This window comes from Mycobacterium sp. MOTT36Y, assembly GCF_000262165.1.
GTDB classification, from domain to species: Bacteria; Actinomycetota; Actinomycetes; order Mycobacteriales; family Mycobacteriaceae; genus Mycobacterium; species Mycobacterium intracellulare.
The window spans coordinates 2,083,986-2,110,553 of sequence record NC_017904.1 but is presented as its reverse complement, the minus strand read 5'-3'; the positions used below and the strand labels follow the sequence as shown (position 1 = coordinate 2,110,553).

The following is a 26,568-nucleotide window of genomic DNA, read 5'->3' as shown; positions in this document are numbered from 1 at the left end:
GAACCCTGCTGAGATCCGCAACCGTGAATGTTACAGTTACGCTTCCAGTCGCTGGATGCGCACCGTGCCGGTCAGTCGATGGCGGCGCCCACCAGGTGACCGATCACGTAGGTGACCGTCAGTGCGAGGCTGCCCCCGATGGCGTTGCGCAGCACCGCGCGAAGCTTCGGCGCCCCGCCCAGGCCGGCCGAGACCGCTCCGGTGACCACCAGCGCCATCAGCACCGCCACCATGGTGACGGGGATCCGCCACGTGGTCGGCGGGGCCAGAATGGCGATCAACGGCAGCAGGGCGCCGATCGCGAAGGACAGGGCCGACGACGATGCCGCCTGCCACGGATTCGTCAGCTCCTCGGGATTGATGCCGAGTTCGACCTCGGCATGGGCCAGCAACGGATTCTGATCGGTGAGTTCCTCTGCCACGGTGCGCGCAGTGGCGGCCGTCAGGCCTTTCGCTTCATAGAGTTCGGCGAGCTCGTCCAGTTCGGCGGCCGGATCGTCGCGCAATTCGCGACGCTCCTGGCGCAGCAACGCCCTTTCCGTGTCGCGTTGGGTGCTGACGGATACGTATTCGCCGAGCGCCATCGACACCGCTCCGGCGACCAGCGCGGCGCTTCCGGCGGTCAAGATCGGCGCTCGCAGGGTCGTTGCCGCCGCAACCCCGACGACGATGCCCGCGGTGGAGACGATCCCGTCGTTGGCGCCCAGCACGCCCGCCCGCAGCCAATTCAGCTTCGAGGACACCGATCCGACATGCGGTTCGGCCGGATGTGACGTAGTCGACACGGCGGCAACGATATAGAGGAAAACCCTGGCCGACTAGCCAACCTAGCCTTGCCAAACCGGTGCGTTTCGATGGCCCGCCCAAGCATTGCATGGGCCAGACACAGCTAGTCCATAGGGAAGCTATCTAGCGTCTGGGTTGTGTCAGGGGGAGGTTCCGAGCACATCCCTAGTTGAAGAAGTCCCTAGTGGATAGGTGAAGCATCATGAAGTTGAAGCAGCTTGTCGGAGGGGTGACCGTGGCCGGCGCGCTGAGCGCTGCGGCCCTGGGAATGGGCGCCGGGTTTGCCAACGCCGCGCCGGGCGGTCCGCCGCCCGGTCCCGGTGGTCATGGCGCACCGCAGCCCGGGGGCTTCCACGCCCCCACCGGGCCCAATGATCCCGGCGGACCCGGTGGTCCTGGCGGTCCTGGCGGTCCCGGTGGTCCTGGTGGTCCGCCCGGGGGTCCGGGTGGACCCAGTCATCCCGGTGGGCCTGGCGGGCCGGGTGGACCCGGTGGCCCCGGTCCCGATCACCCCGGCGGGCCTGGTGGGCCGGGTGGTCCCGGCGGCCCCGGTCCCGGTCACCCGGGTGGACCCGGTGGTCCGGGCGGACCCGGTGGCCCGGGTGGCCCGTGGCACGGCGATGACCAGCGCGGCTACTTTCATGGCGCCCCGTGGGGCGACGGGCCCGGTCCGTGGGGTGCGGGCGCGCCGCCGCGGCCGGCGTGGGACCGACCGCTCCCCCCGCCCGGCGGTCACTGGGTTTACGGCCCGATCGACTACTGGGGCTACCAGGAAACGCCGTACTGGAACCCTCGTTTCAACCAGTGGGGATTCGACTTCTTCGGGGTCTGGATTCCGCTGTAAAGATCGCTGAACGCAATGCCCGCCTCGCCGATCGGCGAGGCGGGCATCGTCGTTTAATGCGTTGGCGGCGAATGCTTTCCGCGGTTCGACGCGAGTTTCAGCGTTTGGTGCCGACGGTCAACAGGTCGGACACGAGGCGGGTCCAGACCGGCCGCGGGATCCGGTGCTGATCGCTGATCACGAACCCGGCGTCTTCGAACAGCGCCCGCATCTCGGGCGCCGACGTGTTGTGTTGCGGCTTCCACCGGTTCTGCGCGGAAGACTGCAGCCGCGGTTGCCGCGTGCTCAGGGCCGACACGGCCACCAGTCCGCCGGGCGCGAGCACGCGATGGAATTCGCGCAGCGCCGCGGGCTGATCGAAGAAGTGGAACGCCGAGGTCGTCACGACCGCGTCGAGCGCACCGTCGTCGAAGGGAAGCTGTTCGGCCGGGCCGCGCAACCACTGCACCCGATCCGATTTGGCCCGGGCCTGGTTGAGCATGCCGTCGGACATGTCGACGCCATAGATCTCGTCGGGATTCAGTTCACGCTGGATCCGGTCACTGAGAATCCCTGTGCCGCAGGCGATATCAGCGATCTTTCGCGCCCCGTGGTTGCGCAGCTGCGCGATCACCTCGTTGTGCGGCGGCCGGTATACCCACTGTTGCAGGAACGGCAGGTCGTAGGCCGGCGCGAGGAAGGTCCACATCCGGGTGACGGCTTCGTTGAGCCCGCGACGCTGCGGTGCGGTCACTTGGCCAGCACCGAGCTGAAGTAGACGGTGTCGGCCACCGAGACCGAGTCGTTGGTCTGCGGGATCGAGTCCAGGCCGAAGTCCGCCAGCAGCTGACTCATCTGGACGCCGACCGAGCGCCAGCCCAGGTTGTCGAGGTACGCGGCGACGTCGCTGCGCTCGCCCTGGTAGCCGAGATCGCCGAATTCCAGGTCGAAGCCGTGCTCACGCCATTTCGCGGTGGCCCTGCGCATCATCTCCTGAGCTTTCTCGGTGTCTACCTCGGACATGTCCGGAATAGCTTCGCACGCCAGCCGGCTGCCGTCGGCGCTGAGTGCGGTGATGTTGTCCAGGAGGCGGTCCTGCGCCTCGGGCGGCAGATAACCGAAGAGCCCTTCCGCGATCCATGCCGTGGGCCGGCTCTTGTCGAAGCCCGCGTCCGCCAATGCTTTTGGCCAATCGTTGCGCAGATCGACGGGGACCGTGCGCAGCTCGGCCTGCGGGGCGGCGCCCAACTCTGCCAGCGTGGCGGCCTTGAATTCGATCACCTGCGGCTGATCGATCTCGAACACCGTCATGTCGGCCGGCCAGGCCAACCGGTAGGCGCGTGCGTCCAGGCCGGACGCCAAAATCACCGCCTGCCGGATCCCGGCCTGCGTCGCGGCCTGAAAGAACGAGTCGAAGAAGCGGGTGCGGGCGGCCATCGCGGCGGGCATGTGTTCGAGCTTCCAGCCGGATTCGTGGTCGTCGACATCGGCGGCGACCAGGTCGCCGGAGACCCAGCGCGTGAAGAAGTCCACACCGACGGCACGGACCAGGGGCTCGGCGAATCGGTCCTCGATCAGCGGCTTGTCGGCGTTGGTCGCGATCGCCCGGGCGGCCGCCACCATCGTGGCGGTCGCGCCCACACTGGTCGCGAGGTCCCAGGTGTCGTTGTCTGTGCGTGGCATGCGGCTGTTGTCCCCCTCGGAATCGGATTACTTAGCCAGTATAACGACCGGCGGGCGGGTGGAGTTCCCGCGCGCCGACCATCCGGCGATGTCGCCGATTCCAGGCGGGCGTTGCCGCAGCTAAGCGGGCCTTTTAGTGCGCTCCTGGGTGGCCGGGCGCCCCGGGTCCACCGGGCCCACCCGGTCCACCTGGCCCACCCGGTCCACCGGGCCCACCGGGGCCTCCGGGCCCACCAGGACCGCCGGGCCCGCCCGGTCCACCGGGCCCCCCGGGGCCTCCCGGGCCATTTGCGGCCGGAAGCAAGAACACGCACTCATTCAGCTCGACGCTCCAGCCCCAGCCCGGGGCGCATTCACCGTCGGCGCGGGCGATCGCGGACGTCCCGAGCACCGTCACCGGCAACCCCGCCAGCGCGAGGGCGAACACGCCGATCAGGGAGCGCCGCAGATACCGTCTCATCGCCGACCTCACTTTGTCCTTGGGGCAGGGCGCGCGGCGTTGGCCGTCGCATCAGGCCGGACCCGCGCACATCATTGTGCGGCAATCGACGCGTTAGCGTGCCGAATCGGCGGACCTGAATGTTGTTGGCGGCTCGCGCCTTCAGTCGGTCATCAATTCGAAGACCGGGATGACGCGATCGGTGCGTTGCTGGTATTCGCCGAAGCCGGGAGCGCGCTCGACGATCACGGGATAGATCAAATCCCTTTCCTCGCGCGGCAATTCGCGCGCGGTCACCGACTTGGGAGCGTCGGAGCCGATCTCGACGGTCAATTCGGGGACGGCGCGAATGTTGTGCACCCACGCGGGATGGTTGTCCCGGCCGGCCGCCGAGCCGACGATATAGATTTTGCCGTCGATGTCGAAGTAGGCGACCGGGTTGACGCGTTGGGCGCCGCTGCGCGCACCCTCTGACGTCAGCAACAACAGCGGGAAGCCCTCGAACTGTCCGCCGACCTTGCCACCATTGCGGCGAAACTCTTCGATGTTGTGCTCGTTGAAGTCCCGTTCCGAGCTCAGCGCGTCCTCACCCATTGCGCCATCGTGGCACGCAGGAGGCACATGGGCCAGTCATAACAGGTTATATGTTGCGCCGCAAGGATATTCAACACCGAGAAAGTGTTAGCGCTTCTCGGTCGGCGGCGCGGGGACGATGGCGGTGAGCTCGGTCAGGCCGCTGACCTTAAGGACGGGCATCAGGATCGGGTGCGCAACCAGCTCAATGCGGTCGGCGTGGGCGGCCAGGGCATTGATGGCGGCGCTGTCGAGGTACTCCACGGCGCTGAGATCGACAAGCACCGCCCCGTCGCTGCCGGTGGCGGCGGTGGACAGGGCCAGGGTGAAGGCGTCGACATTGGTCAGGTCGATTTCCCCCGATGCGACCAGCACGAGTTTCCCGTCGCGCCCGCGCGCGGTGTCGAGCGTGAGCGGCGTGGTCATCAGGTGATCCGCGCCGATAGGTGAACGGTGGTTCCGTCGTGCGCCGGTCGGATGTCGACGTCGTGCATCAGGCTTCGCATCAGCGGGATGCCCCGGCCGCGACGATGATGGGAGGCCGGCTGCGGAGCCTTCCACGAACCGGTGTCCGTGATCGTCAACTTCACCTCATCGCCCACCGCGACCGCGCCGAGCCGAATGAGGCCCTCCGGTCTGTGCCGGTGGCCGTGCTCGATCGCGTTGGCGACCGCTTCCCCGGCGGCAACCAGCACGTTCAAGGCCTCCTCGGGGCCCACCCGGACGCGGGCCAACCACTTACGCAAGGCGTTGCGGGTGGGCGCGAGCTGGCTGACATCGGCGGGGAAGTTCAGCTCCAACGGCGCCGGATGACGGTAGAGCAACAGGACGACGTCGTCCTGGTACCCGCCCGGCGGCGCGACGCGCGTCATGACCTGGTTGGCCAGATCTTCCAGTCCCAGCGTTCGGGCGTCCTGCGCGACGTCTGCGACGCGAAATATGCCCCGATCCAGTGGACTGCGGCGACGCTCGACCAGCCCGTCGGTGTAGAGCAGCAGGGTCGTGCGCGCCGGTATGGTCACGCGGGCCTCCGGGCGCGACCAGTCCCCCCGTATTCCCAAAGCAATGGTGTGGCCGTCGTCGAGCAATTGGGTGCTGCCGTCGCCGTGCACCAGGATGGGCGGCGGGTGCCCGGCGCTGGAGTAGACCAGTTCACCGGTGTCGGGGGTCAGGACCGCGCACACCGCGGTGGTGCATTGCGCGCCGGGCAGCCGCGCGGCGAAGCGATCCAACCCCGCGAGAGCTGCAGCGGGGCTTGGGTTTTCGAACAATAGCGCACGACAGGCGCTGCGCACCTGACCCATCACCGCGGCAGCGGCGAGGCCATGGCCGACGCAGTCGCCGACAACCAACGCGATGCGCCCGTCCTCGAGGTCGACGATGTCGTACCAATCGCCGCCCACTTGCAACGGCCTTGTGGCGGCCTGATAGCGCACCGCGAATCCGCTGGGCAGATCGGCCGGGCCGAGGATCGCGTGCTGCAGGGCCAGAGCGGTTTCGCGCTGCTGGTCGACTTGGTGCACCCGCTGCAGACCCTGGCCGAGGCGGCCGGCCAGCACGGTGAGCAAGGTCTGGTCCTCCAGGGTGAACGGGCGTTGCTCGGCCAGGTCGATCCAGACGACGAGCACGCCCTCGGGGTGCTGCAGCGCGATGCCCGCCGTCCCCGGCTGCGTCGTCGTCGGGGTGAGTAAGTCGCCGTCCCGCAACGAGCTGAGCGCCCCTTGGGTGTCGGACGGCAGGTCGGCCCACTGCGCAGGCTCGCCCACCGACACCACCTGCGGCGCGCCGAAGGCCGTCTCCGTAGACGAGCCGTACGCCGGAAAGGTGACGGCCAGGACCCGGCGCGCCCGCCACAGCCGGCGCAGCTCTTCGGCGGCGGTGTGGACCGCTTCCTCGACCGTATCGGCTTGGGCCAGTTCCTGATTGAGCGCGTGTTCGCGGCCCGCCGCCAGCGCCAACGCGATCGCGGCGTGCCGGGCGAAGTCGCTGACGAGGTCGAGGTAGTCGTTGCCGAACGGGGGCTGGCGCGGGTCGCGCGCGACGGCGATGACACCGAGCACCGCGCCGTCCGCGATGAGCGGGATGACTATCGCCGGGCGTTCACCGACATCGGTGAAGCCCTCGATCGGGTATTGGAAGGAATCGGTGATCAGCGGCAGACCGCGTCGCGCCACACCGCCCGTGGTCGAGCCCTCCATCGGGACCTGCCGACCGATCACTTCCGACGAATAGCGGCCCGCCGTTGCGGCCACCACCAGCGTGTCGGCCTCGTCGGCGACCGAGTCCGGCTCCCGGGGCACCAGCAAGATCGCCTGCTCGGCGCCGGCCAACTCCAGCGCCCGGTTCACGATGAGCTGCAGCGGCCCCGTCTGCGGGTCGCCGGACAGCAGCGCGGTCGTGATCTCACGACTGGCCGTCGTCCATTTCGCCGTTTCACGCTCGCGCTCGAAAAGTCGTGCGTTGTCGATGGCGGCGGCGGCCGCCGTGGCCATCGCTCGTACGGCACCCTCTTGCGAGTCGGTGAAGACGCGCCCGGGCCGGTCGTCGGCCAGGTAGAGGTTGCCGAAGTTGGCCGCCCGCACGGTGATCGGGATTCCCAGAAACGCCCGCAACGGTGGGTCCTGTGCGGGCAGCCCGGCGGTCTGCGGATCGGCGCTCAGATCGTCGACGCGCAGCCCGTCGCCGACCGGGAGGTCGCCGAGCCGTCGCGCTGCGTCGCCGTCGATGCCCGCGTGCACGAAGGACACGAGGCTGCCGTCGGGGGCGCGGATGCCCAGGGCGGCGTAGCGGGCGCCGGTCAGCTCCATCGCCGCTTTGAGGACCCGGTGCAGCGTCACGTCCAGGTCCAGATCGGAGCCCAGTTCGACGATGACCTGCACCAGTTGTTCCATCTGGTCGCGCGCCGCCACCAGCTCGTCGAGCTGGTCGTGCATCTGGCCCACCAGTTCGCGCCGGCCCTGCCAGGTGAAGGCGGAGTCACTCCGGTCGCTGTCCATAGGCACCAAGGTAGTGCGTGGGGTTGCCGGCGCGCGGGCGCAGCGGCCTTTACTGAATCTTGACCGGGTATTGAATTGCCCCGCCGACGATAGGCAAGGTGAGTACCCTTTTAGCGGTGGAACTGGGGGTTTTAGGCCCTCTCCAGGTCCGGCGAGGCGGAGCGGCCGTCGGTATCCCGGGCGCGAAACCTCGCGCCATCCTCACCATGCTCGGACTGCACGACGGTTCCGTCGTGCCGGCCGACACGCTCGTCGAGTTGCTGTGGGGCGAGGATCCGCCGCGCACCGCCGACAAAGCCCTGCAGACCCACATCTCCGCGCTGCGCCGCACGCTCGGTGACGGCTTCGTCCTGACACAGGGCGCGGGTTGGGTCCTCGCCGACAGCGAGGTCGATGCCTCGCGGTACAAGACGGCCACCCGCCTGGGACGCGCTGCCGCCGCCGCCGGCGACACGAGCCAAGCGGTGGCCCGGTTCGACGAGGCCCTCGCCCTATGGCGCGGAATCCCCGAACTTCCCGATGGCCGGCGCGGCACGTCCGAAAAAACGCGGTGGATGGAGGGCCACGCCGCGCTGGTGGAGGATCGAGCCGACGCGTTGCTGGCGACGGGCCGCGCCGCGGAAGTCATCGGCGATCTGGAGGCCGCGATTGCCGATGCTCCGCTGCGCGAAAGGCGGTGGGGCCAGCTGATGCTCGCCCTCTACCGCGCCGGCCGGCAAGGCGAAGCCCTCGGCGCGTACCAACGCGCGAGGGCGCTGCTTGCCGACGAGCTCGGCGTCGATCCCGGACCGGAACTTCGCCGGCTCGAGGCCCTGATCGTCGCGCAGGACTCCTCCCTGGACATTGCTGTGGCACAACATGTTCCGTCGGTGACCCGCGCGGTGACGTTCCTTCTCACCGATATCGAGGGGTCGACGGCCGCCTGGGAGGCGGAGGCCGGGGCCATGGCGGCGGCCCTCGCCCGACACGACGAGCTGATCGAACACGTGGTCACGTCGCGTGGCGGTCGGCTGATCAAGACGCGCGGCGAGGGCGATGCCACCTTCTCGGTTTTCGAACGGCCGTCTGCGGCGGCCTCGGCAGCGGTCGAGTTGCAGGACGCGATCGCGCATGAACCCTGGGCGCTGCGGCAACCCATCCGCGTCCGGGTGGCGCTGCATACCGGCGAGGTCGAGCTTCGCGACGGCGACTACTTCGGCCGGGCCGTCAACCGGGTCGCGCGGCTGCGGTCGCTGGCCGAGGGTGGCCAGATCCTGTGCTCGGGCGCGACCGCCGAGCTCGTCATCGACTCGCTCGCCGACGACGTGGTGCTCACCGACCTGGGGATGCGCCAGTTGCGGAATCTCGCACGGCCCGAGCACGTTTTCGAGTTGCGACTGGAAACCGCTGAGCAGCGTCCGCAGCCGGCGGCGGCCGAAACCCCGATGGAGCGCCCCGGACTTCCGGCGGTGCTCGTCGGCCCCGGGCCGTTCGTCGGGCGGGGCCGCGAACTCGAAGGCCTGCTGTCGGCGTGGCAGGGCGCACTGACGGGGGGCGTGCGCACGGTGCTGATCGCCGGCGAACCCGGCGTCGGCAAGACCCGCCTGGCCGGTGAGTGGTCGCAGCGGGCCTATGAAATGGGCGCGGTCGTGCTGTACGGCCGGTGCGACGAGGACCTCGGAGCGCCCTATCAACCGTTCGCGGAAGCGCTGCGTGCGCTCGTGCCGTGTATGGGCGCTGAGCGGCTGCGGGGACTGCGTGGCGTCGAAGCGTTGCTGCCGCTCGCGCCCGGGCTGGCCGATGTGGTGCCCGACCTCGCTCCCCCGGCGCACGCGGATCCCGACACCGAGCGATACGCACTCTTCGATGCCGCCGTTGCCCTGCTCGAAATCGCCTCCGCGAGCGCACCGGTGCTCTTGATCCTCGACGACCTGCACTGGGCGGCCAAGCCGACGCTGCTCCTGCTGCGGCACCTGCTGCGCTTCGGCGACCACGCCCGCGTGCAGATCGTCGGCACCTACCGCAGCACCGACCTCGACCGCTCCCACCCCTTGGCGGCGATGCTCGCCGACCTGCACCGCGACGGCACGGCCAACCGGCTCAACCTCGGCGGCCTCGACGAGGACGACGTGACCACCTACGTCGCCGAAGCCGGCTACGACGACGAGGAACTCGCGCACGCGCTGGCGTCGGTCACCGGCGGTAACCCCTTCTTCCTCATCGAGGCCTTGCGCCACGTCGATGAGAGCGGCGGCGTGTGGGATCAGAGCACCCTGCCGCAGGGTGTACGAGAAGCGGTGAGCCGCAGGCTTTCCCGGCTACCGACCGAGACGAACAAAGCCCTCGCCACGGCGGCGGTTGTCGGCAGCCGGTTCGCCCTGGAGCTGGTCGAGCAGGTGGTCGGCGAGGACCTCGTCGACGAGTTCGACGAAGCGCGCCGGGCGGGCATCGTCATCGAAGAACCCGGTGGCAACTACCGGTTCAACCACGCGATTGTCCGGCAATCGCTGCTCGCCGAGCTGGCGTCGGTGCGGCGCATGCGATTACACCAGCGCATCGCCGCAACGCTCGAGACGCTGCCCGGCGCCGACGACGAGTTGCTCGCCGAGCTTGCTCACCACTATTTCGAATGCGCCTGGGCCGGAAACGCCGCCAAGGCGGTTTTCTATTGTCGGCGCGCGGCCGACCAGGCGATGTCACGTCTCGCCTACGAGGGCGCGGCCGACCTGTACCACCGCGCCCTGCACGCGCTGGAAGAACTTGACGACGAGCTGCCCGACCGCGACGACCAGACCGCCGAGCTGTTGGTCGCGCGCTGCGAGGCCTTGTTGGCCGCCGGCGATGTGTCCTCGGCCGCGGGTGCGGTCTCCCAATTGCGGGCGGCGACAGTCGATTCGGCCCGGCTCGCGGCGTGGGCGACTTGCTTCGACGGGCAGCTGTCGATGCTGATCCACCCCGAACGGTTGGACGAGGTCGAAGCCGCGTTGGCCGCGGCCGCCGCCAAACTCGCCGAACAAGACGACGCCGCCGGAGAAGCCACGGCGCACACCGTCCGCGCTGGGTGCCTCGCCCGTCTCGGGCGGATCGCCGACTGCGAGGGCGCCCTCGACGACGCGCTGAACGCGGCGCGTCGCGCGCGCGAACACCGCCGCGTGAACGCGGTTTTGGCGGGTGCTCCCCTCGCGGCGCTGTGGGGCCCCAACCCGGTGCCCCGTGCGGGCGGGCGGTGCCTCGACGTGGTGCGGCTGCTGCGGATCACGACCGACTCCCCCGCCGTCGAAGCCACCTCGACACGATGCCAGGCCGTGTTGGAGGCCTTTCGCGGCCGCGCCGCGGCGGCCCGTCGGATGATCGACTCGGCCCGGCGCACGGTGAGCGAGCTCGGCTTGCGTCATGCGCTGCTGGAAGTTGAGCAGTTCGCCGGGATCGTCGAGCTCATCGTCGACGATCCGGCCGCCGCCGAGCCGCATTTGCGGAAGGCCTGCAACGGCTTTCGTCGCATGGGCCTGGACGCGGACACCGCCGAGACCGCCGCGTTGTTGGGCCGCGCATGCCTTGCGCTCGGGCGCGATGACGAGGCGGACGAATTGTGTTCGGAGAGCGAGCGTCTCGCCGGGCACGCGCTGAAGGCATCGATCGCGTGGCGCACCCTGCGTGCGCATTTGCTGGCGCGCGGCGGTGATCACGCTGCGGCTAGGCAGGTTGCCGAGGCGGCTGTCACTTTGGCGGAACGCACAGACGCGCTGGTTGACCACGGCGACGCCTGCCTGACGTTGGCGACGGTTTTGGGGGGCGCCGGCGACGTCGTGGCGGCGCGCGAGGCCGCCGAACAAGCGGTCGAGCTGTACGAACGCAAAGGCGCTGCGGCGCTTGCGGAGAGGGCGCGCGTGATCCTCGGCGAGACTGCCGTTGCACCCACCCCGCCTCCATCCGAGGCGCCAAGGGCCGAATTAGACAACGCATGCGTGCGAGCGGGCGAAAACGTGGTGGCCGCCATAAATCGTGAGGCTTGGGACGAGTTCGAGCGGCTATTCGCGCCAGATGGATTCATCGAGAGCCGCCGCAAGATTGTCGGCTTTGGACAGATCGACGTCCCACCGGGCGAGTTTCCACGTGTGAACAGGCGTGTTTTGGAGACAGTTCCTATGCGGCTCACCCAAACGGTTATCGCCGTGCGAGGCGAGCGTCTAGCGCTCGCCCGATTGGTGATAGGCGCGGAGGACGTCGGCCCCGGGGCACCGCAGGACGAATTCCTCCTGCTTTATGGCATTGATGAAGACGGCCAGATCTCCCTGCAAGTGTGGTTCGACCTCGAAGACGTGGACGCCGCACTCGCCGAACTCGATGCCGTTCGGTTCGGAGCGGAAGGTCCGAACCTGCGAAGTCTGAAGAACTCGGCAACCCGCGTGTACGAACGCTTCTGGTCGTACTTCGCCGCCCGCGATTGGAACGCCCTGGCAGCCACCGTCTCCGAAGACTTATCCGGCGCCGATCATCGACGGGTCGTGAATGCCGGGGACCGAGGTAGCCGAGAATCCGTGATCGAGGATCTGCAGGTGGCCGCCGACCTCGGGTTCACGATAGGGATGGCCGACGTCGTAGCGATCCGGGGTGAGCGCCTCGCCCTCACACGGGTGCGTGCGTCCGGTCGCGACCCGGAGACGATTCAAAACGATGCCTTCAATCTCGTCGAGATCGACGCCGACGAGCGAATCACGTCGATCGTCGTCTACGACCTGGACGACTTCGACAGTGCCATAGGCGAACTCGATGCTCGATATCTCGCCGGCGAGGCGGCCGCCCAGGCGCACACATGGGAGGTAATCGCGGAGGCCTACGCGGCGCTCAACCGACGCGAAGTCCCCGCCACGACACCGGATTTCGCAAGCATCGACCACCGACGGGGGACGGCGTTCGCGCCTGGTGACCTGATCGCATATGTCCGCGCTGCCTGGGATCTCGGACAAGACGGCAGCACCTACATCGAGGCTGTACATCGGCTAAACAACATCGGCGCGGTCGTCGCCCACGTGACGAACGGAAACTTCCAAGAGGGCTTCGACGCCGAGTGGCGGGAAGTCTTCCTTCTCACGATCGAAGGCGGCCTGCTCAGCCGCTGCGAGCTATTTGGCGAGGGAGACCTCGACACCGCGCTCGCGAGATTCGAGGAGCTCGGGCGGCCTACAACAAGGTTGGAAAACGCGGCGAGCCGCGCGGGCGAGCGTTACCTAGCGCAATTCGCGGCTCACGACTGGGACGCTATGGCGGAGACGCTTTCCGAAGACTTTTCCAACGACGATCGACGTCGTGTGGTAGGCGCTGGAATCCAGCACGGTCGAGACGCCCAGATCGCGCATATGCGGACAGTTGCCGACCTGTGGACCACGAAGGTGATGCCGACGACCATAGCGACTCGCGGGAGGCGCCTTGCCCTCATGCGTCTCCGCTTCTCGGGGCGCGATCAAGGGCCCGAAACATTTCTCACCGAGGTACTCGGAGTGCTCGAGATCGACTCTGACGAGAGAATCGCCGCAGTCGTCTTCTTCGAAGTCGACGACTTTGACGTCGCGATAGCCGAACTCGACGCTCGCTACCTCGCCGGAGAAGCCGCTCCTTACGCGCGCGCGTGGCAGGTCATCACGCGAGGCTATGCCGCCGCCAACAGAAACGAAGTTCCCGGCATGACACCGGATTCGGTGTTCGTGGACCATCGAGCGGCCTTAACGACCGAACGGGAGGACCTGACGGGATACCTTCCCGCCCTGTGGGACCTCACGCCAGACGTCAGAGTCTACGTCGAAGCGGTGCATCGGCTGAATGAGCTGGGAGCGGTCATGACCCATACCGCGCGCGGCACTTCGCAGGAGGGCTTTGATGCCGAGTGGCGGACAGTCATCGTTGGCGTAACCGACGGCGATCTCTACCGCCGCGTCGAGGTCTTCGACGAGCCCGACCTCGACGCCGCGAATGCGAGGTTCGAAGAACTCAGCCGGCCGACAACCGAGCTCGTGAATGCGGCTGCCCGAGTGGCCGAGAAATTTCTAGCGCACTATGCGGTCCGCGACTGGAAGGCGATGGCAGAATTGCTCGCCGAGGACGTTTTCTCAGACGACCGTCGTCGAGTCGTGAATGCCGGGGTCCGGCGTGGTCGCGATGCTGAACTGGCGAATTGGCGTGCTACTAGTGAAGTCTGGAGCACTCACGTGGCGTCGACCGTCGCTATCCGCGGAGAACGCCTCGCGCTTTTTCGCAACGCCTTCACAAACCACGACAAGGCCTCTACGGCGTATTCCGCTGCGGCGTTCGCCGTTGTCGAGATCAACGACAACAACCGAGTTGCGGGTTACGTCGTATTCGACGCGGACGAACTCGACGCGGCCATCGCCGAACTCGATGCGCGGTACCTCGCGGGGGAGGCCTCCACCCACTCCCACACCTGGACGCTGGTGACGGACGCCTTTGTGGCGCTGAACCAGCGGAAAATCCCTGCGACGACATCAGATTGGGTAAACATTGATCACCGACGACTGGTGCCGATCGGCACGGGTGATCTGGCGGCATATCTCTCCGTCGCGTGGGAACTTTCGCCGCAGTCCTACCTCTACGTTGCCGCCGTGCACCGCCTGAGCAGCCTTGGCGCGGTGATCACTCATGTCGCGGCTGGGACTTCGCCCGAAGGGCTCGACGCCGAGTGGCAGGTAATCGACGTCATGACTTTCGAAGGCGATCGGATCAACCGCTGTGAGCTTTTCGACGAGTCCGACCTAGACACCGCGCTCGCCAGGTTCGATGAGCTGCACGGCCAGACGCGGAAGCTGGAAAACGCGGCAAGCCGCGCAGAACACCGACTCTTTGATCGCTCGAGCACCCACGATTGGGCGGCGATAGCCGAAATCTTGGCGCCGGACAGTTTCGTCGACGATCGACGTCGAGTGGTGAATGTCGGCTTCTGGGACGGTCGCGATGCCGTGATGGCAAAAATGCGAGCACTGGCCGAGGGCCTTGCGCAGGTGTCCTTGACGGTGATCGCGACTCGTGGAAAGCGCCTCTCGCTCGCCCGCGTCCGCTCGTTCAATCCCGACTCCCGGCGGGAGGGATTTGCGGTAGAGCTGCTGGGAATCGCCGAAATTGACACCGACGGGCGGATCGCCGCCCACGTCTTTTTCGACGCCGACGATATCGATGCTGCCTTCGAGGAACTCGATGCGCGCTACCTCGCCGGCGAAGCGGCCGCGTACGCGCACACTTGGTCGGTGACTTCAAGGGCTAACGCCAAATTCAATCGTCACGAGCTTCCCGCGACGACGCCGGATCCGGTTTACATCGATCATCGATCGCTCGTATCGATCGAGGGGGTTGATCTGGCCACATCCGTCGGTGCCCTGTGGGACCTCACTTCGGATACCAGCGCCTACATCGAAGCCGTGCATCAGCTCACCGAAGACGGAACCGTCACTACTCAAGTGCTGAAAATGACCTCGCAAGATGGATTTGACGCGGAATTGCGGTTGACCTACGTGATCGTGGTCGAGGGAAACCTGCTTAGCCGCGTCGAAGTCTTCGAGGGGTCAGATCTCGAGGTGGCCCTTGCGCACTTCGATCAGGTTACTTGCAGAGACCAGCCGAAGTGACAGCGCCACAACGCCAACCGCTCTACCTGCTAGCGGATAGTCAGCTGCTGTTCTGGAAGCGCGACGGCCGCCCGCTACTGGAAACGGCGCTCGACGGATTGGCTCGAGACAAACCGTTGAGCGCCGCCTACATCGGGGCCTCCAATGGCGACCGGCCGGAGTTCTACGAAATCTTCGAGGCGGCCGTGGACGCCGTCGGGATCACCGACCGTCGCATGATCCATTCGTCGTTCGGCCGGGCCGACCGCGCCTTCCTCGAAGGCGCCCAGGTGATCGTCCTCGCAGGCGGCGATGTCCGCCTCGGCTGGAACACCTTCGAGAAAACCGGCATGAAGGAGACGATCCTGAACCGCTACGCCAAAGGCACTGTCCTCGTGGGTATTTCGGCCGGCGCGGTCCAGCTCGGACGCTATGGAATCCTCGAGCTCCCAGGCACCGAACTGCTCGACGTGTTCGGCCTCGTCCCCATGGTGATCGACGTGCACGACGAACGCGGCGAGTGGGCGCGGCTGACGCAGACAATCCAATCGCTGCACGGAGAAGCGACCGGGCTCGGCATCCCCACGGGCGGCGGAGTCGTCGTCCACGCGGACACCAGCATCGAGCCCCTGCGCCATCCCGCGCACATAGTCGCTTACGACGGCACCGCCGTCACGCACTCACTATCGCGACCGACGGGAACCTGACGTTCCTTGACGGCCACCCAGCCCACCTGTAATCGTCGGCGGGAGCATGACACACGCCTTCGACCCGACCGGACCCGACGGCCACCCGCGCATCGTCGCCGACTTGCTACGGCCCGATGCGTACGACCCGCCGGCCCACGACGTGCGTCTTCACGAGACGCACAGCTCGTGGGTCCTGCTCGCCGGCCCCTATGCCTACAAGCTCAAGAAGCCGGTGGACCTCGGGTTTCTCGACTTCACCTCCATCGAGCGGCGCCGCGCCGACTGCGACGAGGAGCTGCGCCTCAATCGGCGGTTCAGTCCCCAGATGTACTTGGGCGTCGTCGAAGTCACCGAGCGGGACGGCCACTACCGCATCGGCGGCGAGTCCGGGTCGGGCGAGCCGGCGGTGTGGATGCGGCGCCTGCCGGAGGAGGACATGCTGCCGGCCAAGCTCGCGCGCGGGGAGGTCGACCTTCGTCTCGCGCGACGAATCGGCCGCACCCTGGCCAAGCTTCACGGCAGGACCGAAACCGGCCCCGACATCGATGCGTACGGCAGCCCGTCCAGCGTGGCCGCGAACTGGCAGGAGAACTTCGATCAGATTTCTCCGTTCGTCGGCCGGACCATCTCATGCGACGTCAACGACCACATCCGACGCTACGTCGACGAATTCCTGCGAACGCGGGCGCCGGCGCTCGAGCGACGCGTGGCCGACGGACACGTGCGCGATGGCCATGGCGACCTGCATGCCGCCAGCATCTGCATCGACGACGGCCAAATTCTGCTATTCGACAGCCTGCAATTCGCGCCGCGCTATCGTTGCGCCGACCTCGCTTCCGAAGTCGCCTTTCTGGCAATGGATCTCGAATACCACGGGCGTGCGGATCTGGCGTGGGGGTTCGTTGATTCCTACGTGCGCGCCAGCGGCGACGACGGTCTGCTCGACCTGCTCGACTTCTACGCCTGCTACCGGGCCTACGTTCGCGGCAAGGTCCGCAGCCTGCGCCTGGCCCAGACGGAACAGGCGTCCGGCGGTGAAACCGCTCAGCTCGTCGCCGAGTCGCGGGCGTACTTCGACCTGGCGTGGGCGCATGCGGGTGGGCTGCCCCGTCCGCCGATGGTGGTCACGATGGGTCTGCCGGCGAGCGGCAAGACCACGCTGGCGCGCGCGCTCGCCGGCCGACTCGGGCTGGTGCATCTCTCGTCGGACGTGGCGCGCAAGCGGATGGCGGGCATCGAACCCACCCGGCGCGGCAGCGACGAATTCGGTTCGGGGCTCTACGATCCCGCGATGACGCGCAGCACCTATGCCGCGCTGCGCCGCGACGCCGCGCGCTGGTTGCGTCGCGGCCGGGGCGTGGCCGTCGACGCGACGTTCGGCAATCCGCGCGAGCGCGCCCAGATGCGTCAACTGGCGCACCGCCTCGGCGCCGACCTCCGCGTCGTGCTGTGCGACGCCGACGACGCCACCCTGATCGCGCGACTCGAGCGGCGCGCCACGCAGAAGGGCGTGGTCTCGGATGCGCGGATCGAGCTGTGGCCCGAGCTGCGCGCCGCATTCACGCCCCCCGACGAGCAACCGTCCGTTCTGCGGGTCGATGCGACGCGCGACAGCGAGGAGACCGTCGAGCAGGCGCTGGCGCTGCTGCGCGCTTCCTACCGCTAACGGCGCCGTCGCGCGCCGTGCCGTCCTAGCACGTCGGCGTTAGCCAGCGTCTGGGCCTGAGCGGCCAGGGTCGATGCCCTGTTAGCGTGCGCGATCGCTTCGGCGTCGTTAGTGGATTCCTTTCCGCGCGCCGCCGCCAAATGCCGCTGGGCCTCGTCGAGCCGGGCCTGGGCGTCGGCGCCGACGCTGTCGCGATGCCGGGACACGTAGTCAGAGATTTGGCGCAACCGTGCATCCGCGGTGGACAGCGCCTGCGGCAACGATTCACCGTGCCCCGCAACGCCGCCCGGCGCGCGCCGGCGCCGACGCGCGCGATAGAGCACGAACAGCAACAGCAGAACCACGGCGACGATGACGCCGATCGCGACCAGCGGCCAGATCGGCTTCGACGAGCTCGCCGGCTTGGCCGAACTCGCCAATTTATCCAACCCGTCGGCCGCGGCGACCGCCGCTCCGCTCCAGTCCTTGGCGCCCAGCACGGGTTCAATTTGGTTGCGCCGCAGGCTGTTCAGTCCGGCCTCGGTCGGGCCCTGCACCTGCGGCGGCACGGTGAACGAGTACGCCTTGGTGTTCGTGGCTATGGCCAGCAGCGCATCCTGGCCGCCCAGCCCGCTGGCGGCGCGGGTTTTGTCGGCCCAGTTGTCGGGCTTGAACCGGGAGAAGTTGTCGACGTAGACCACCCATAGCTGAATATGGCGATCGCGATACAGCCGGTCGATCGCCGCGCTGACCGTCGCGCGACCCGGATCGGTCAAGACCCCGGTGGTGTCGGTGATGTGGTCCGTGAGCTTCGACGGCGGCTGCGCGGCGCCGGGGCTTGCCAGCAGCAAGCCCGCGGTGAGGATCGTCAGGACGGAACCGAACAGGCGAATAACCCGCATACAGGTAACTTAGCCGCCCATTCGCGTTGGGTCAGGAGGGCGCCGCATCCGCGACCAACGGGGCGCGAATCGCTTTGCGCACGTCGACGACCAGCAGAATCCGCCCGAGACGCCCGCCCGCCACGGCTCCCCCACGCACTGGACACCCACTGGTTACGCGCGTAACCTCTGTCGCGCAACGACAGCATTCTCGCGAGCGAAAGGCCACTGAGAACCGTGAGTAACGCCATTGAGGTCTTCAACCCGTCCACCGAGGAGCTGATCACCGAGGTCCCCGACTCCGACCAGGCGGCCGTCGACGCGGCGGTGGCCCGCGCGCGTGAGACCTTCGAGTCGGGCGTGTGGCGCAAGGCGCCCGCGTCGCACCGGGCCAACGTCCTCTTCCGCGCCGCGCGCATCATCGAGGAGCGCACCGACGAGCTCGCCGCGCTCGAGGGCCAAGACAACGGCATGAACCTGACGGCCGCGCGGCACATCATCCCGGTGTCGGTCGACATGCTGAAGTACTACGCCGGCTGGGTCGGCAAGATCCACGGTGAGTCGGCCAATCTGGTGTCCGACGGCCTGCTGGGCACCTGGGAGACCTACCACACGTTCACCCAGCTCGAGCCGGTCGGCGTCGTCGGCCTCATCATCCCTTGGAACGGGCCGTTTTTCGTCGCGATGCTCAAGGTCGCGCCCGCCCTCGCGGCCGGCTGCAGCGCGGTCCTCAAGCCCGCCGAGGAGACGCCGCTGACCGCCTTGAAGCTCGAGGAGATCTTCCGCGAGGCGGGCCTGCCCGACGGCGTCCTGAACGTCATCACCGGCTACGGCGAGACCACGGGCGCCGCGCTGACCGCGCACCCCGACGTCGACAAGATCTCCTTCACGGGGTCGACGGAGGTCGGGCGGCTGATCGTCAAGGCGGCCGCCGGCAACCTCAAGCGGCTGACGCTCGAGCTCGGCGGCAAGTCGCCGCTGATCATGTTCGACGACGCCAACCTCGACAAGGCGATCCTGGGGGCGGGCATGGGCCTGCTCGCCGGTTCGGGTCAGAACTGCTCGTGCACGTCGCGCATCTACGTCCAGCGCGGCATCTACGACGACGTCGTGCAGCGGCTGGCGGAGTTCGCCCAGATGCTGCCGATGGGCGGCAGCGAGGATCCCGACTCGGTGTTGGGCCCGCTGATCAGCGACAAGCAGCGCAAACGGGTGGAAGGCATCGTCAACGACGGCGTGGCCGCCGGCGCGCAGGTGATCACCGGCGGCAAGCCGATGGACCGCAAGGGCTACTTCTACGAGGCGACGATCATCACCAACACCACGCCCGACATGCGGCTCATCAAGGAGGAGATCTTCGGGCCGGTCGGCTGTGTGATCCCGTTCGACGACGAGGACGAGGTAATCGCTGCCGCGAACGACACGCACTACGGGCTGGCCGGGTCCATCTGGACCGAGAACCTCTCCCGCGCCCACCGCATGGTGAATGAGCTTCGCGCGGGCCAGGTTTGGGTGAACTCCTCACTCGCGGCCGACCCGTCGATGCCGATCAGCGGCCACAAGCAGTCCGGGTGGGGCGGCGAGCGCGGCCGCAAGGGCATCGAGGCCTACTTCAACACCAAGGCGGTCTACATCGGTCTGTGAGACGCGGCCCCGGGCGGCCGCGCGCGTAACGCCTTCTTAGCACCGCGCTCGTAACGCCACGGCGAAAGAAGCGCTGATTTTTCGCCGTGGCGTTACGCCCGGCGCTCCTAGGAGCCCCCGGGCGTAACGGCTTTCAGTGAGACGCTACGAGGGCACGGCCCTCGTCGGTGCACCCGGCAATGAAATCAGGGCCCGAGTCCACTTGGGCGATCTTCCCGCTTTTCAGATCGCTCTGAAGGACCCTCTGGCAGTACTGGTTCCAATCGGTGTCAGCATTCAGCTGCACGTGGTAGTGCTGAATCTGCTCATCGATGGCCTGTTTGCCTTGGTTGTACGAGGGCGACCCGGGGTCGGCGCCCGCGCCGGGCGCGAAGACAACGGCGGCGGCACTAAGCACCGCTGCCAACGTCAACCCGCGCAGGCGACTCACGCAAGCAATCTTACCGAATCGCGGCCGTCTAGAAAGTCCACGAGCCGGCGGACTGAAGCACGAAGCCACGGTTAAGGATTGGATCGATGCAGGCGGTCAGGCGGTCAGCGCCCACGACGCACGTGATGTCACCTTTGGTGAGCTTTTGGCCGACGTTGAGCAGCGGCGAGGTGATGATCGGGCAGCCGGTGCCCTTTTGAAAGCTGTACGGGTTGAGGTCTGTCGGAAGCGATGACGGCGAGGCGACCACCGAGCAGCCGTCGCTGCCGACGGGGGCGTTGTCCGGCAGACCAGGCAGTGGCCCATCGCAGCTGGCGCTGACGTGATCCCCGGGCTTGGGTGGGTTGGGGAGGATGCACTGCAGCCCATCGGGTGTCGCGAAATAGGCTGCGCCGCCGGCGCGGGCCGCGGCGGTATAGGGCGCGGCGTCGACCGCTTGAAATGCGTTCAGATCGGGGAATTTCGGCGGCGGCGTGGCGGTGGCCAAGCCGGGGGCGTTGCGGGAACACGCCAGGCTCAGGACCGCAATGCACGCGGTGATCACGGCTAGGGCCACCCTGCTCAGCATGTGGCGTCCCCCTTCCTAGTGTTGGACGCCGAAGGTGGTCGTCCACGTGTTGGGATCATAGGTCGGCCCGGGCGGCCAGGTGCTCACTCGAAGCTGAACCGTCTCGAGCCCGGTCGCGGGGTCGAGCGTCGTGCCCATGACGGTGGGGCCGTAGACGGTCGGAAGCTGGTTTGGGGCCACCAGGGTTTGGGGTGTCGCCCCCATCAGGCCTTGCGGTGTGGCGGCGGTGATGCCCTGCACGGGGCCGCCGTTGGTCGCGCCGACGAGCATGAATCCACCACCTTTGAGCGAGACCAGTTGGCTTTCGCGATCACCGGGGAGGCTGACGGTGCCGACGCGCTGCAGGTTGTTGACCCAGCTGTTGGGTTTGGCCGGATCGATGGGTCCCGACACCCACATGCCGCGGGTCGTGTCGCCGACCCGGTTGCTGGTGTTGCCGACGATCACCATCTGGTTGGTGGCGGGGTCGTAGACGCCGCTGGCTTGGTAAATCCCCGGCAGCTCACCGACTTTCACGGGATGTGCGGGATCGGTGTAATCCCAGACCGACCCGTTGGTGGCGAATTCGTTGAACCCGGGGGTCACGGACCCATCCGGGTGGCTGAAAAAGGCATAGCGATGACCGTCGGGCCCCAGCGCGGTCCCCGTCGGCAGCGGACGAGTTCCCGGCGGTCCCTGCGCCAGCTCCGATGCCGGGCTGCGGGGGAAGCCATCTCGGGGGTCGCCCCCAAAGGTCGGGCCCTGGCCGTCTTGGAACTGGTCTTGGAGGTCGTAGGTGTTCTGCTCGTGCTGGGGCGGGCCGGCCGGTCCCGTGATCCTGGGGTCACTCTGCGGAGCGTCTTGCCCGTCCCCGAAGCCCGCCGGCTTGAACTCGGCGACCGCGGCGGCATCCTGCGGGGTGAGGTGCCCGTTCGCCTGTGCCTGACGCAGCGATTTCGTGTAAGTGTCGCGAATTGAGTTCATCTGCTTGAGCGCGTCCCGCGTGTCGTCGGCGGCGTCGGCTTTGGCGTCCTTGATCAGGGTCTCGAGTGCCTTGCGGCTGTTCGCGTCGAGGGTCGGGTCCTGCAGATCTTTGGTGGCGGCGCCGATCAGCTTGTCGAGCAGCTGCAGCTGTCGTTCCAGCGTGGTGATCTCCGCGGAGCCCTCTTTTTGCGCGGCGGCCAGCATGGCGGCGATGTTTTCCAGGTCCGCAGCGATCTTGGGCAACTGGTCGGTCTGCAGGCGAAGCGATTTGGTCAGCCGCTGCACTTCTTCTGAGCCGTTGATCGGGTGGTCGCCGTTCTGGTGGTTCCAGGCCGCGTCGAAGCGTTTGCGGGCCTGATCGAACTCCTCTTGGGCAGCGGTGGAGCACCGGCCCGCGGCGTGAAAGGCCTCCGCCAACTGGGAGATCTGAAACGGGTTCCCGGCCTGCAAACTCTTGTTGACCGCCCACGGATCGCCGCCGGCCTGGGCGATCAGATCGGCGACGTTCAACCAGTTCAGCTGCATCGCACCGCCCGTTTGCGCTCTCGACCAGCTATTGACGCTACCTCCGCTGGTTCCCCTCCGCCCTATTCCACCCGAGATTGCGCCGCAATTCACTTCAGTGCTCGGATCTTGAGCGCCGCGTTTGGTCGAGGCGCGCTTCAATAGCATTGCGACCGGGAGGACATGATGGCGCGCTTCAAAACCGAAATGGAAGTCTGCCCGCACTGCCGACGTCCGGCCGAGGCCACGGTCGAGTACAGCTACGACAGCGACGGCAAAGTCACCGGCAGGCGGGTGCGGGACGTCAACTGCCGCTACGCGGACTGCCCGGGCAGCGAGGTGCCGCCGCACTGGGGATAGCCCATGATCCCCCTCCCAGCCGCTTCGCATCGGCCTCTTTGCCGGAGTGGCGATCCCCTTCTTGGGGGCATTCGACATTGGCGACGCCGCTGATTCCACGCTCAACTCGCTACGGGCGTCAAGGATCAACCGCAGCGCCGAGCCGGGCGTGAGACGGCGTCTTCACCGAGTGCCGGACGGCGCCAACCGCTTCGCCAGATACGGCGCCGTGCGGCTCCGTTTGGCCCGTGCCACGCGCTCAGGTGGCCCCGCCGCGACGACCCGGCCGCCGTCGCTGCCGGCTCCCGGTCCCAAGTCGATCACCCAGTCGGCACCCGCGACCATCCGCATGTAGTGCTCGGCCACCACCACGGTGTTGCCCGCGTCGACCAGGCGGTGCAGTTGACTATCGAGCAGATCCACATCGGCGGGGTGCAGCCCGGTGGTCGGCTCGTCGAGGACGTAGAGGGTGTGCCCTCGCCGGGGTCTCTGCAGTTCGGCGGCGAGCTTGATCCGCTGTGCCTCGCCGCCCGACAGCTCGGTGGCGGGCTGTCCGAGACGCAGATATCCGAGGCCGACCTCTTGCAGCGTGGTCAGGCTGCGCGCCGCGCTGGCGACGTCGGCAAGAAACTCCGAAGCCTCATCGACGGTCATCGCGAGGACATCGGCGATCGTACGGTCGCGATAGCGAACCTCGAGTGTCTCGTCGGAGTACCGCGCTCCTTGGCACGCCGGGCAGGTGGCGTATGTGCCTGGCAGGAACAACAATTCGACCGACACGAAACCCTCCCCCTGACAGGTGGGGCAGCGACCGTCGGCCACGTTGAACGAGAACCTGCCCGCCGTCCAACCGCGGCGACGGGCCTTCGGGGTCGCAGCGAATTCACGGCGCACGGCGTCGAACAGGCCGGTGTAGGTCGCCAGCGTCGAGCGCGGCGTGCGTCCGATCGGACGCTGGTCGACCGATACCAGCCGGTTGATGTTTTCGGCCCCCTCTGCCGTCACACCGACAGTCGCGTCATGATCGAGATCGTCTATCCCGCTGTCGGTTTCGTCGTCGTCGGGTTCGGCCGGCTCGGCCGCTCGTCCGGTGCCGAGATGGCTGTGCACGACATCGCCGAGGACCTTGACGACGAGTGTCGACTTGCCGGAACCGGACACCCCGGTGACCGCCGTGTACACGCCGAGGGGCAGGTCCACGTCGAGGTCTTTCAAATTATGAAAGCAGATCCCGCGCAGCCGCAATTGCCCGGACGGCGTGCGTGGTTGTCGACGCGGCGGCCGGGCACCGTCGAAAAGGTAGCGACGAGTGACCGACCCCTCGATGTCGGCGAGGCCGGACACCGGCCCGCTGTAGAGCACGGCGCCACCGAGCTCTCCGGCCCCAGCGCCAACGTCGACGATCCAGTCGGCGCGGCGCACGACGTCCATGTCGTGCTCGACCACGAATAACGAATTGCCCGCGCGCCGGAGGCGATCGAGCACCTCGAGGAGCGGCTCGGCGTCGGCCGGGTGCAGACCGGCCGACGGTTCGTCTAACACATAGAGCACGCCGAACAAGCCGGCGCGCAGTTGGGTGGCCAGCCGCAACCGCTGCAGTTCGCCGGGTGACACGGTCGGGGTCCGGCGACTGAGCGTGAGATAGCCGAGGCCGAGATCAATGAGTACCTGCAGGCGTGCGACCAGGTCAGCGGCGATCATGGTCGCCACTTCCGTCAGCTCGCCGGATGTCGTGGACTCGTAGGCGGCGACGGCGTCGGTCCGAGAAGCCGTCGGGCGCAACGTGTCCGCGAGGCCGCCCAATGGCATGGCCAAGTAGTCGGCGATGGTGCGCCCGGCGAAGGTCACCCGCAACGCCTCCGGCCGCAACCCAGAGCCGTCGCATACCGGGCATCCGACCGTGTCGACGAATTGCAATACGCGGCGTCGCATCATCGCGCTATGGGAGTTGGCCAACGTGTGGCGGACATGGCGTTCGGCGCTGGAGAACGTGCCGTTGTAGTAATAATCGGCTTGCACGGGGTGCTGGCTCGGATCGATTTCGACGGTCGGCTGCTCATCGGTGAACAGAATCCAATTGCGTTGACGCTTAGGCAGTTTCCGCCACGGCTTGTCGATGTCGTAGCCCAGCGTGACGAGGATGTCGCGGAGGTTTTGGCCCTGCCACGCGCCGGGCCATGCGGCGACAGCGCCTTCGCGGATGGTCAGCGCGGGGTCTGGCACCAGTGTCTCTTCGGTCACCCGATGGATTCGTCCCAGCCCGTGACATTCGGGGCACGCCCCCACCGCGGTGTTCGGCGAGAACGCATCGGAGTCCAGTCGTTCCGTGGCCCCCCGCGGATAGGTCCCGGCGCGGGAGAACAGCATCCTCAACAGGTTCGACAGGGTGGTGACGGTGCCGACCGTCGACCGCGATGTCGCCGAACCCCTGCGCTGCTGCAGTGCGACGGCAGGCGGTAGCCCGGTGATGTCATCGACCTTCGGCGCGCCGGCGGGCAATAGCAGGCGGCGGGCGTACGGAGCGACCGATTCGAAGTAGCGGCGCTGGGCCTCGGCATAGATGGTCCCGAAGGCCAACGACGATTTGCCCGATCCGGAGATTCCGGTAAATGCGACCAGCGCGTCACGCGGCGCTACGACGTCGACACCCCGCAGATTGTGCACCCGCGCCCCGTAAACGCGCACACAAGGATCGATTTCGCCGGTGCTTCCGTAGGACGTTTGCGTCATCTTGCTCAGCGGTATACCCCGGTTGCGGCCGCACAAGCCTGCGCTTCCCGGCAGGACCACCTGTCGGCAATCGGTTTTGACGTCCCGCCAGCCGGGAATTCCGCCGTGGCCATGCCGGAAACATCACCAAGCCGGATCCGCCTGAGCCATCACGTCGTGGAACTCGATGACGGGCGCCGGATCGGGCTTTCAGTCGGCGGCCGCGGAGTGCCGTTGTTGTTCATGCACGGGCTGCTGCTGAGTCGGAGGGCCTATCTGCGGATGCTCAGCCGGATCGCCGGTATGGGATTTCTGGTCGTCGCCGTCGATGCCGCCGGTCACGGCGATACCGGGCGACTGCCCAGCGACGCGTGCGGCTTCACCGATCGCGCCGATTCGGTGTTGCGCACGCTGGACGCCCTTGGCATCGGGCAGGCGTTGTTCGTCGGCCATTCGATGGGCGGGCGAATGACCATCCAACTGGCCGCACGCGCGCCTGAGCGGGTGCTCGCCGCCGTGCTGTTCGACCCGGCGGCCGGAGCGCGGTTCGACACGACCATCCCAAAATTGGTGAGGTCCCCCACCAAGGCGTTGGGCGCGGCCTACACCGCTGTCCGCGACACACTGGGCGACCCGACTCAGCTCTCACCCGGCGAGCAACTCGGATACTTCCGCGTGCTGGCCGCGGTGGCGGTGCCCAACCTGCGTTATCCACTCGCGGCCGTCCGGACGATCAGGGCCATCATCGAATCCGGCGATTACACGCCGATGCTGCACACCATCCGTGACGAGGGGATGCCCACGATGGTGGTGCACGCCGAAAAAGACATGATCGTTCCGTTCCCGCACGCGCGCGAAATCGCCAACGAGGCGGACGCGACGCTGTACAAGGTGCCGGACGCGTATCACTCGTGGATGATCGCCAATCCTCGCCAGGGCGCCGATGCGTTTCGTCAACTGCTCGACGGCGAGCTGGGCGAGGTGCTTCGCGACGCCGCCGACACGATCGGCATCGCGGACCTCGACGACCACGAGGCATGGGAGCGCGAACTGCTGGACCCCGATGCGCTGGTATTGGATTTCATCCACGGCCGCGACCGAATAGAGATCGGGCCCGAGGAGCTCGACCATGTCGACCTCGAGCTGGTGCGCCGTACCGAGCGCTCGCAGGAGCGACTGTCGTGGGCGCAACGCACGTATCGCCGATGGGCGGCCAAGCACCTGCATCAGGCGCGATCGCTGATCCGGCACAACACCCGGATCGAGCCCGAGCACCACGAATAGCTACAGGTGAAAAGCGTGTGGTG

General features: G+C 67.5%; 19 protein-coding genes. 7 read left to right on the top strand and 12 right to left on the bottom strand.

The features are described 5' to 3' along the window. Positions 1 to 71: 71 nt before the first annotated feature. Positions 72 to 785, bottom strand: coding sequence for a VIT family protein (locus tag W7S_RS09745; RefSeq protein WP_008255713.1), 714 nt, complete (start codon positions 783 to 785; stop codon positions 72 to 74). A 203-nt stretch (positions 786 to 988) separates the two neighbouring features. On the opposite strand from W7S_RS09745, the gene W7S_RS27450 reads away from it, so the two are divergent. Continuing rightward, positions 989 to 1,630, top strand: coding sequence for a chitin-binding protein (locus W7S_RS27450; RefSeq protein WP_081490085.1), 642 nt, complete (start codon positions 989 to 991; stop codon positions 1,628 to 1,630). A gap of 97 nt (positions 1,631 to 1,727) precedes the next feature. On the opposite strand, the gene W7S_RS09735 is transcribed toward W7S_RS27450, so the two are convergent. The 6 genes from W7S_RS09735 to W7S_RS09715 form a co-directional block, all read right to left on the bottom strand. Next, on the bottom strand, positions 1,728 to 2,363 hold the full coding sequence (locus W7S_RS09735) for a class I SAM-dependent methyltransferase (protein ID WP_014711393.1): 636 nt from the start codon (positions 2,361 to 2,363) through the stop codon (positions 1,728 to 1,730). Beyond that, a complete protein-coding gene (locus tag W7S_RS09730; RefSeq protein WP_008255710.1) occupies positions 2,360 to 3,292 on the bottom strand; it encodes a class I SAM-dependent methyltransferase in 933 nt (310 codons plus the stop codon). The genes W7S_RS09735 and W7S_RS09730 overlap by 4 nt, the downstream gene beginning before the upstream one ends. A 120-nt stretch (positions 3,293 to 3,412) precedes the next feature. Continuing rightward, positions 3,413 to 3,610 (bottom strand): hypothetical protein, encoded by a 198-nt coding sequence (locus tag W7S_RS27445; protein ID WP_232518761.1) that lies wholly within the window; start codon positions 3,608 to 3,610, stop codon positions 3,413 to 3,415. 283 nt (positions 3,611 to 3,893) lie between these two features. Continuing rightward, positions 3,894 to 4,325, bottom strand: coding sequence for a nitroreductase/quinone reductase family protein (locus W7S_RS09725; RefSeq protein ID WP_008255709.1), 432 nt, complete (start codon positions 4,323 to 4,325; stop codon positions 3,894 to 3,896). Positions 4,326 to 4,412: 87 nt separating this feature from the next. Further along, entirely contained in the window at positions 4,413 to 4,730 is a 318-nt protein-coding gene (locus tag W7S_RS09720; protein WP_008255707.1) for an STAS domain-containing protein, read from the bottom strand. Continuing rightward, positions 4,730 to 7,300, bottom strand: coding sequence for a SpoIIE family protein phosphatase (locus tag W7S_RS09715; RefSeq protein WP_008255701.1), 2,571 nt, complete (start codon positions 7,298 to 7,300; stop codon positions 4,730 to 4,732). The genes W7S_RS09720 and W7S_RS09715 overlap by 1 nt, the downstream gene beginning before the upstream one ends. A 206-nt stretch (positions 7,301 to 7,506) precedes the next feature. Here W7S_RS09715 and W7S_RS09710 point away from each other — a divergent pair, with 206 nt between their 5' ends. The 3 genes from W7S_RS09710 to W7S_RS09700 are packed head-to-tail and all read left to right on the top strand — an operon-like array spanning position 7,507 to position 17,244. Beyond that, positions 7,507 to 14,910: a BTAD domain-containing putative transcriptional regulator gene (locus W7S_RS09710; protein WP_008255697.1), complete on the top strand. Its 7,404-nt coding sequence runs from the start codon at positions 7,507 to 7,509 to the stop codon at positions 14,908 to 14,910. Beyond that, positions 14,907 to 15,596, top strand: coding sequence for a Type 1 glutamine amidotransferase-like domain-containing protein (locus tag W7S_RS09705; RefSeq protein ID WP_008255695.1), 690 nt, complete (start codon positions 14,907 to 14,909; stop codon positions 15,594 to 15,596). Before W7S_RS09710 ends, W7S_RS09705 begins: the two co-directional genes overlap by 4 nt. Before the next feature lie 46 nt (positions 15,597 to 15,642). Then, complete coding sequence (locus W7S_RS09700) at positions 15,643 to 17,244, top strand: bifunctional aminoglycoside phosphotransferase/ATP-binding protein (protein WP_008255693.1); 1,602 nt, start codon at positions 15,643 to 15,645, stop codon at positions 17,242 to 17,244. On the opposite strand, the gene W7S_RS09695 is transcribed toward W7S_RS09700, so the two are convergent. After that, complete coding sequence (locus W7S_RS09695) at positions 17,241 to 18,125, bottom strand: YgcG family protein (RefSeq protein ID WP_008255687.1); 885 nt, start codon at positions 18,123 to 18,125, stop codon at positions 17,241 to 17,243. The genes W7S_RS09700 and W7S_RS09695 overlap by 4 nt on opposite strands. Positions 18,126 to 18,341: 216 nt before the next feature. Between W7S_RS09695 and W7S_RS09690 the strand changes: the two genes are divergently transcribed. Further along, positions 18,342 to 19,748, top strand: coding sequence for an aldehyde dehydrogenase family protein (locus tag W7S_RS09690; protein WP_008255685.1), 1,407 nt, complete (start codon positions 18,342 to 18,344; stop codon positions 19,746 to 19,748). Positions 19,749 to 19,881: 133 nt separating this feature from the next. Here the strand turns inward: W7S_RS09690 and W7S_RS09685 are convergent, their stop codons facing one another. The 3 genes from W7S_RS09685 to W7S_RS09675 are packed head-to-tail and all read right to left on the bottom strand — an operon-like array spanning position 19,882 to position 22,234. Further along, positions 19,882 to 20,178, bottom strand: coding sequence for a hypothetical protein (locus W7S_RS09685; RefSeq protein WP_008255684.1), 297 nt, complete (start codon positions 20,176 to 20,178; stop codon positions 19,882 to 19,884). Positions 20,179 to 20,206: 28 nt separating this feature from the next. Further along, positions 20,207 to 20,746 carry a hypothetical protein gene (locus tag W7S_RS09680; RefSeq protein WP_008255682.1) on the bottom strand — a complete coding sequence of 180 codons (540 nt, stop codon included), beginning with the start codon at positions 20,744 to 20,746 and terminating at the stop codon, positions 20,207 to 20,209. Positions 20,747 to 20,761: 15 nt separating this feature from the next. Beyond that, positions 20,762 to 22,234: a hypothetical protein gene (locus W7S_RS09675; RefSeq protein WP_008255680.1), complete on the bottom strand. Its 1,473-nt coding sequence runs from the start codon at positions 22,232 to 22,234 to the stop codon at positions 20,762 to 20,764. A gap of 165 nt (positions 22,235 to 22,399) precedes the next feature. On the opposite strand from W7S_RS09675, the gene W7S_RS09670 reads away from it, so the two are divergent. Continuing rightward, entirely contained in the window at positions 22,400 to 22,573 is a 174-nt protein-coding gene (locus W7S_RS09670) for a hypothetical protein (protein ID WP_014711392.1), read from the top strand. Positions 22,574 to 22,735: 162 nt separating this feature from the next. Here the strand turns inward: W7S_RS09670 and W7S_RS09665 are convergent, their stop codons facing one another. Further along, positions 22,736 to 25,282: an excinuclease ABC subunit UvrA gene (locus W7S_RS09665; RefSeq protein WP_008255677.1), complete on the bottom strand. Its 2,547-nt coding sequence runs from the start codon at positions 25,280 to 25,282 to the stop codon at positions 22,736 to 22,738. Positions 25,283 to 25,393: 111 nt separating this feature from the next. Between W7S_RS09665 and W7S_RS09660 the strand changes: the two genes are divergently transcribed. Continuing rightward, a complete protein-coding gene (locus W7S_RS09660; RefSeq protein WP_036429187.1) occupies positions 25,394 to 26,545 on the top strand; it encodes an alpha/beta fold hydrolase in 1,152 nt (383 codons plus the stop codon). Positions 26,546 to 26,568 lie beyond the last annotated feature (23 nt).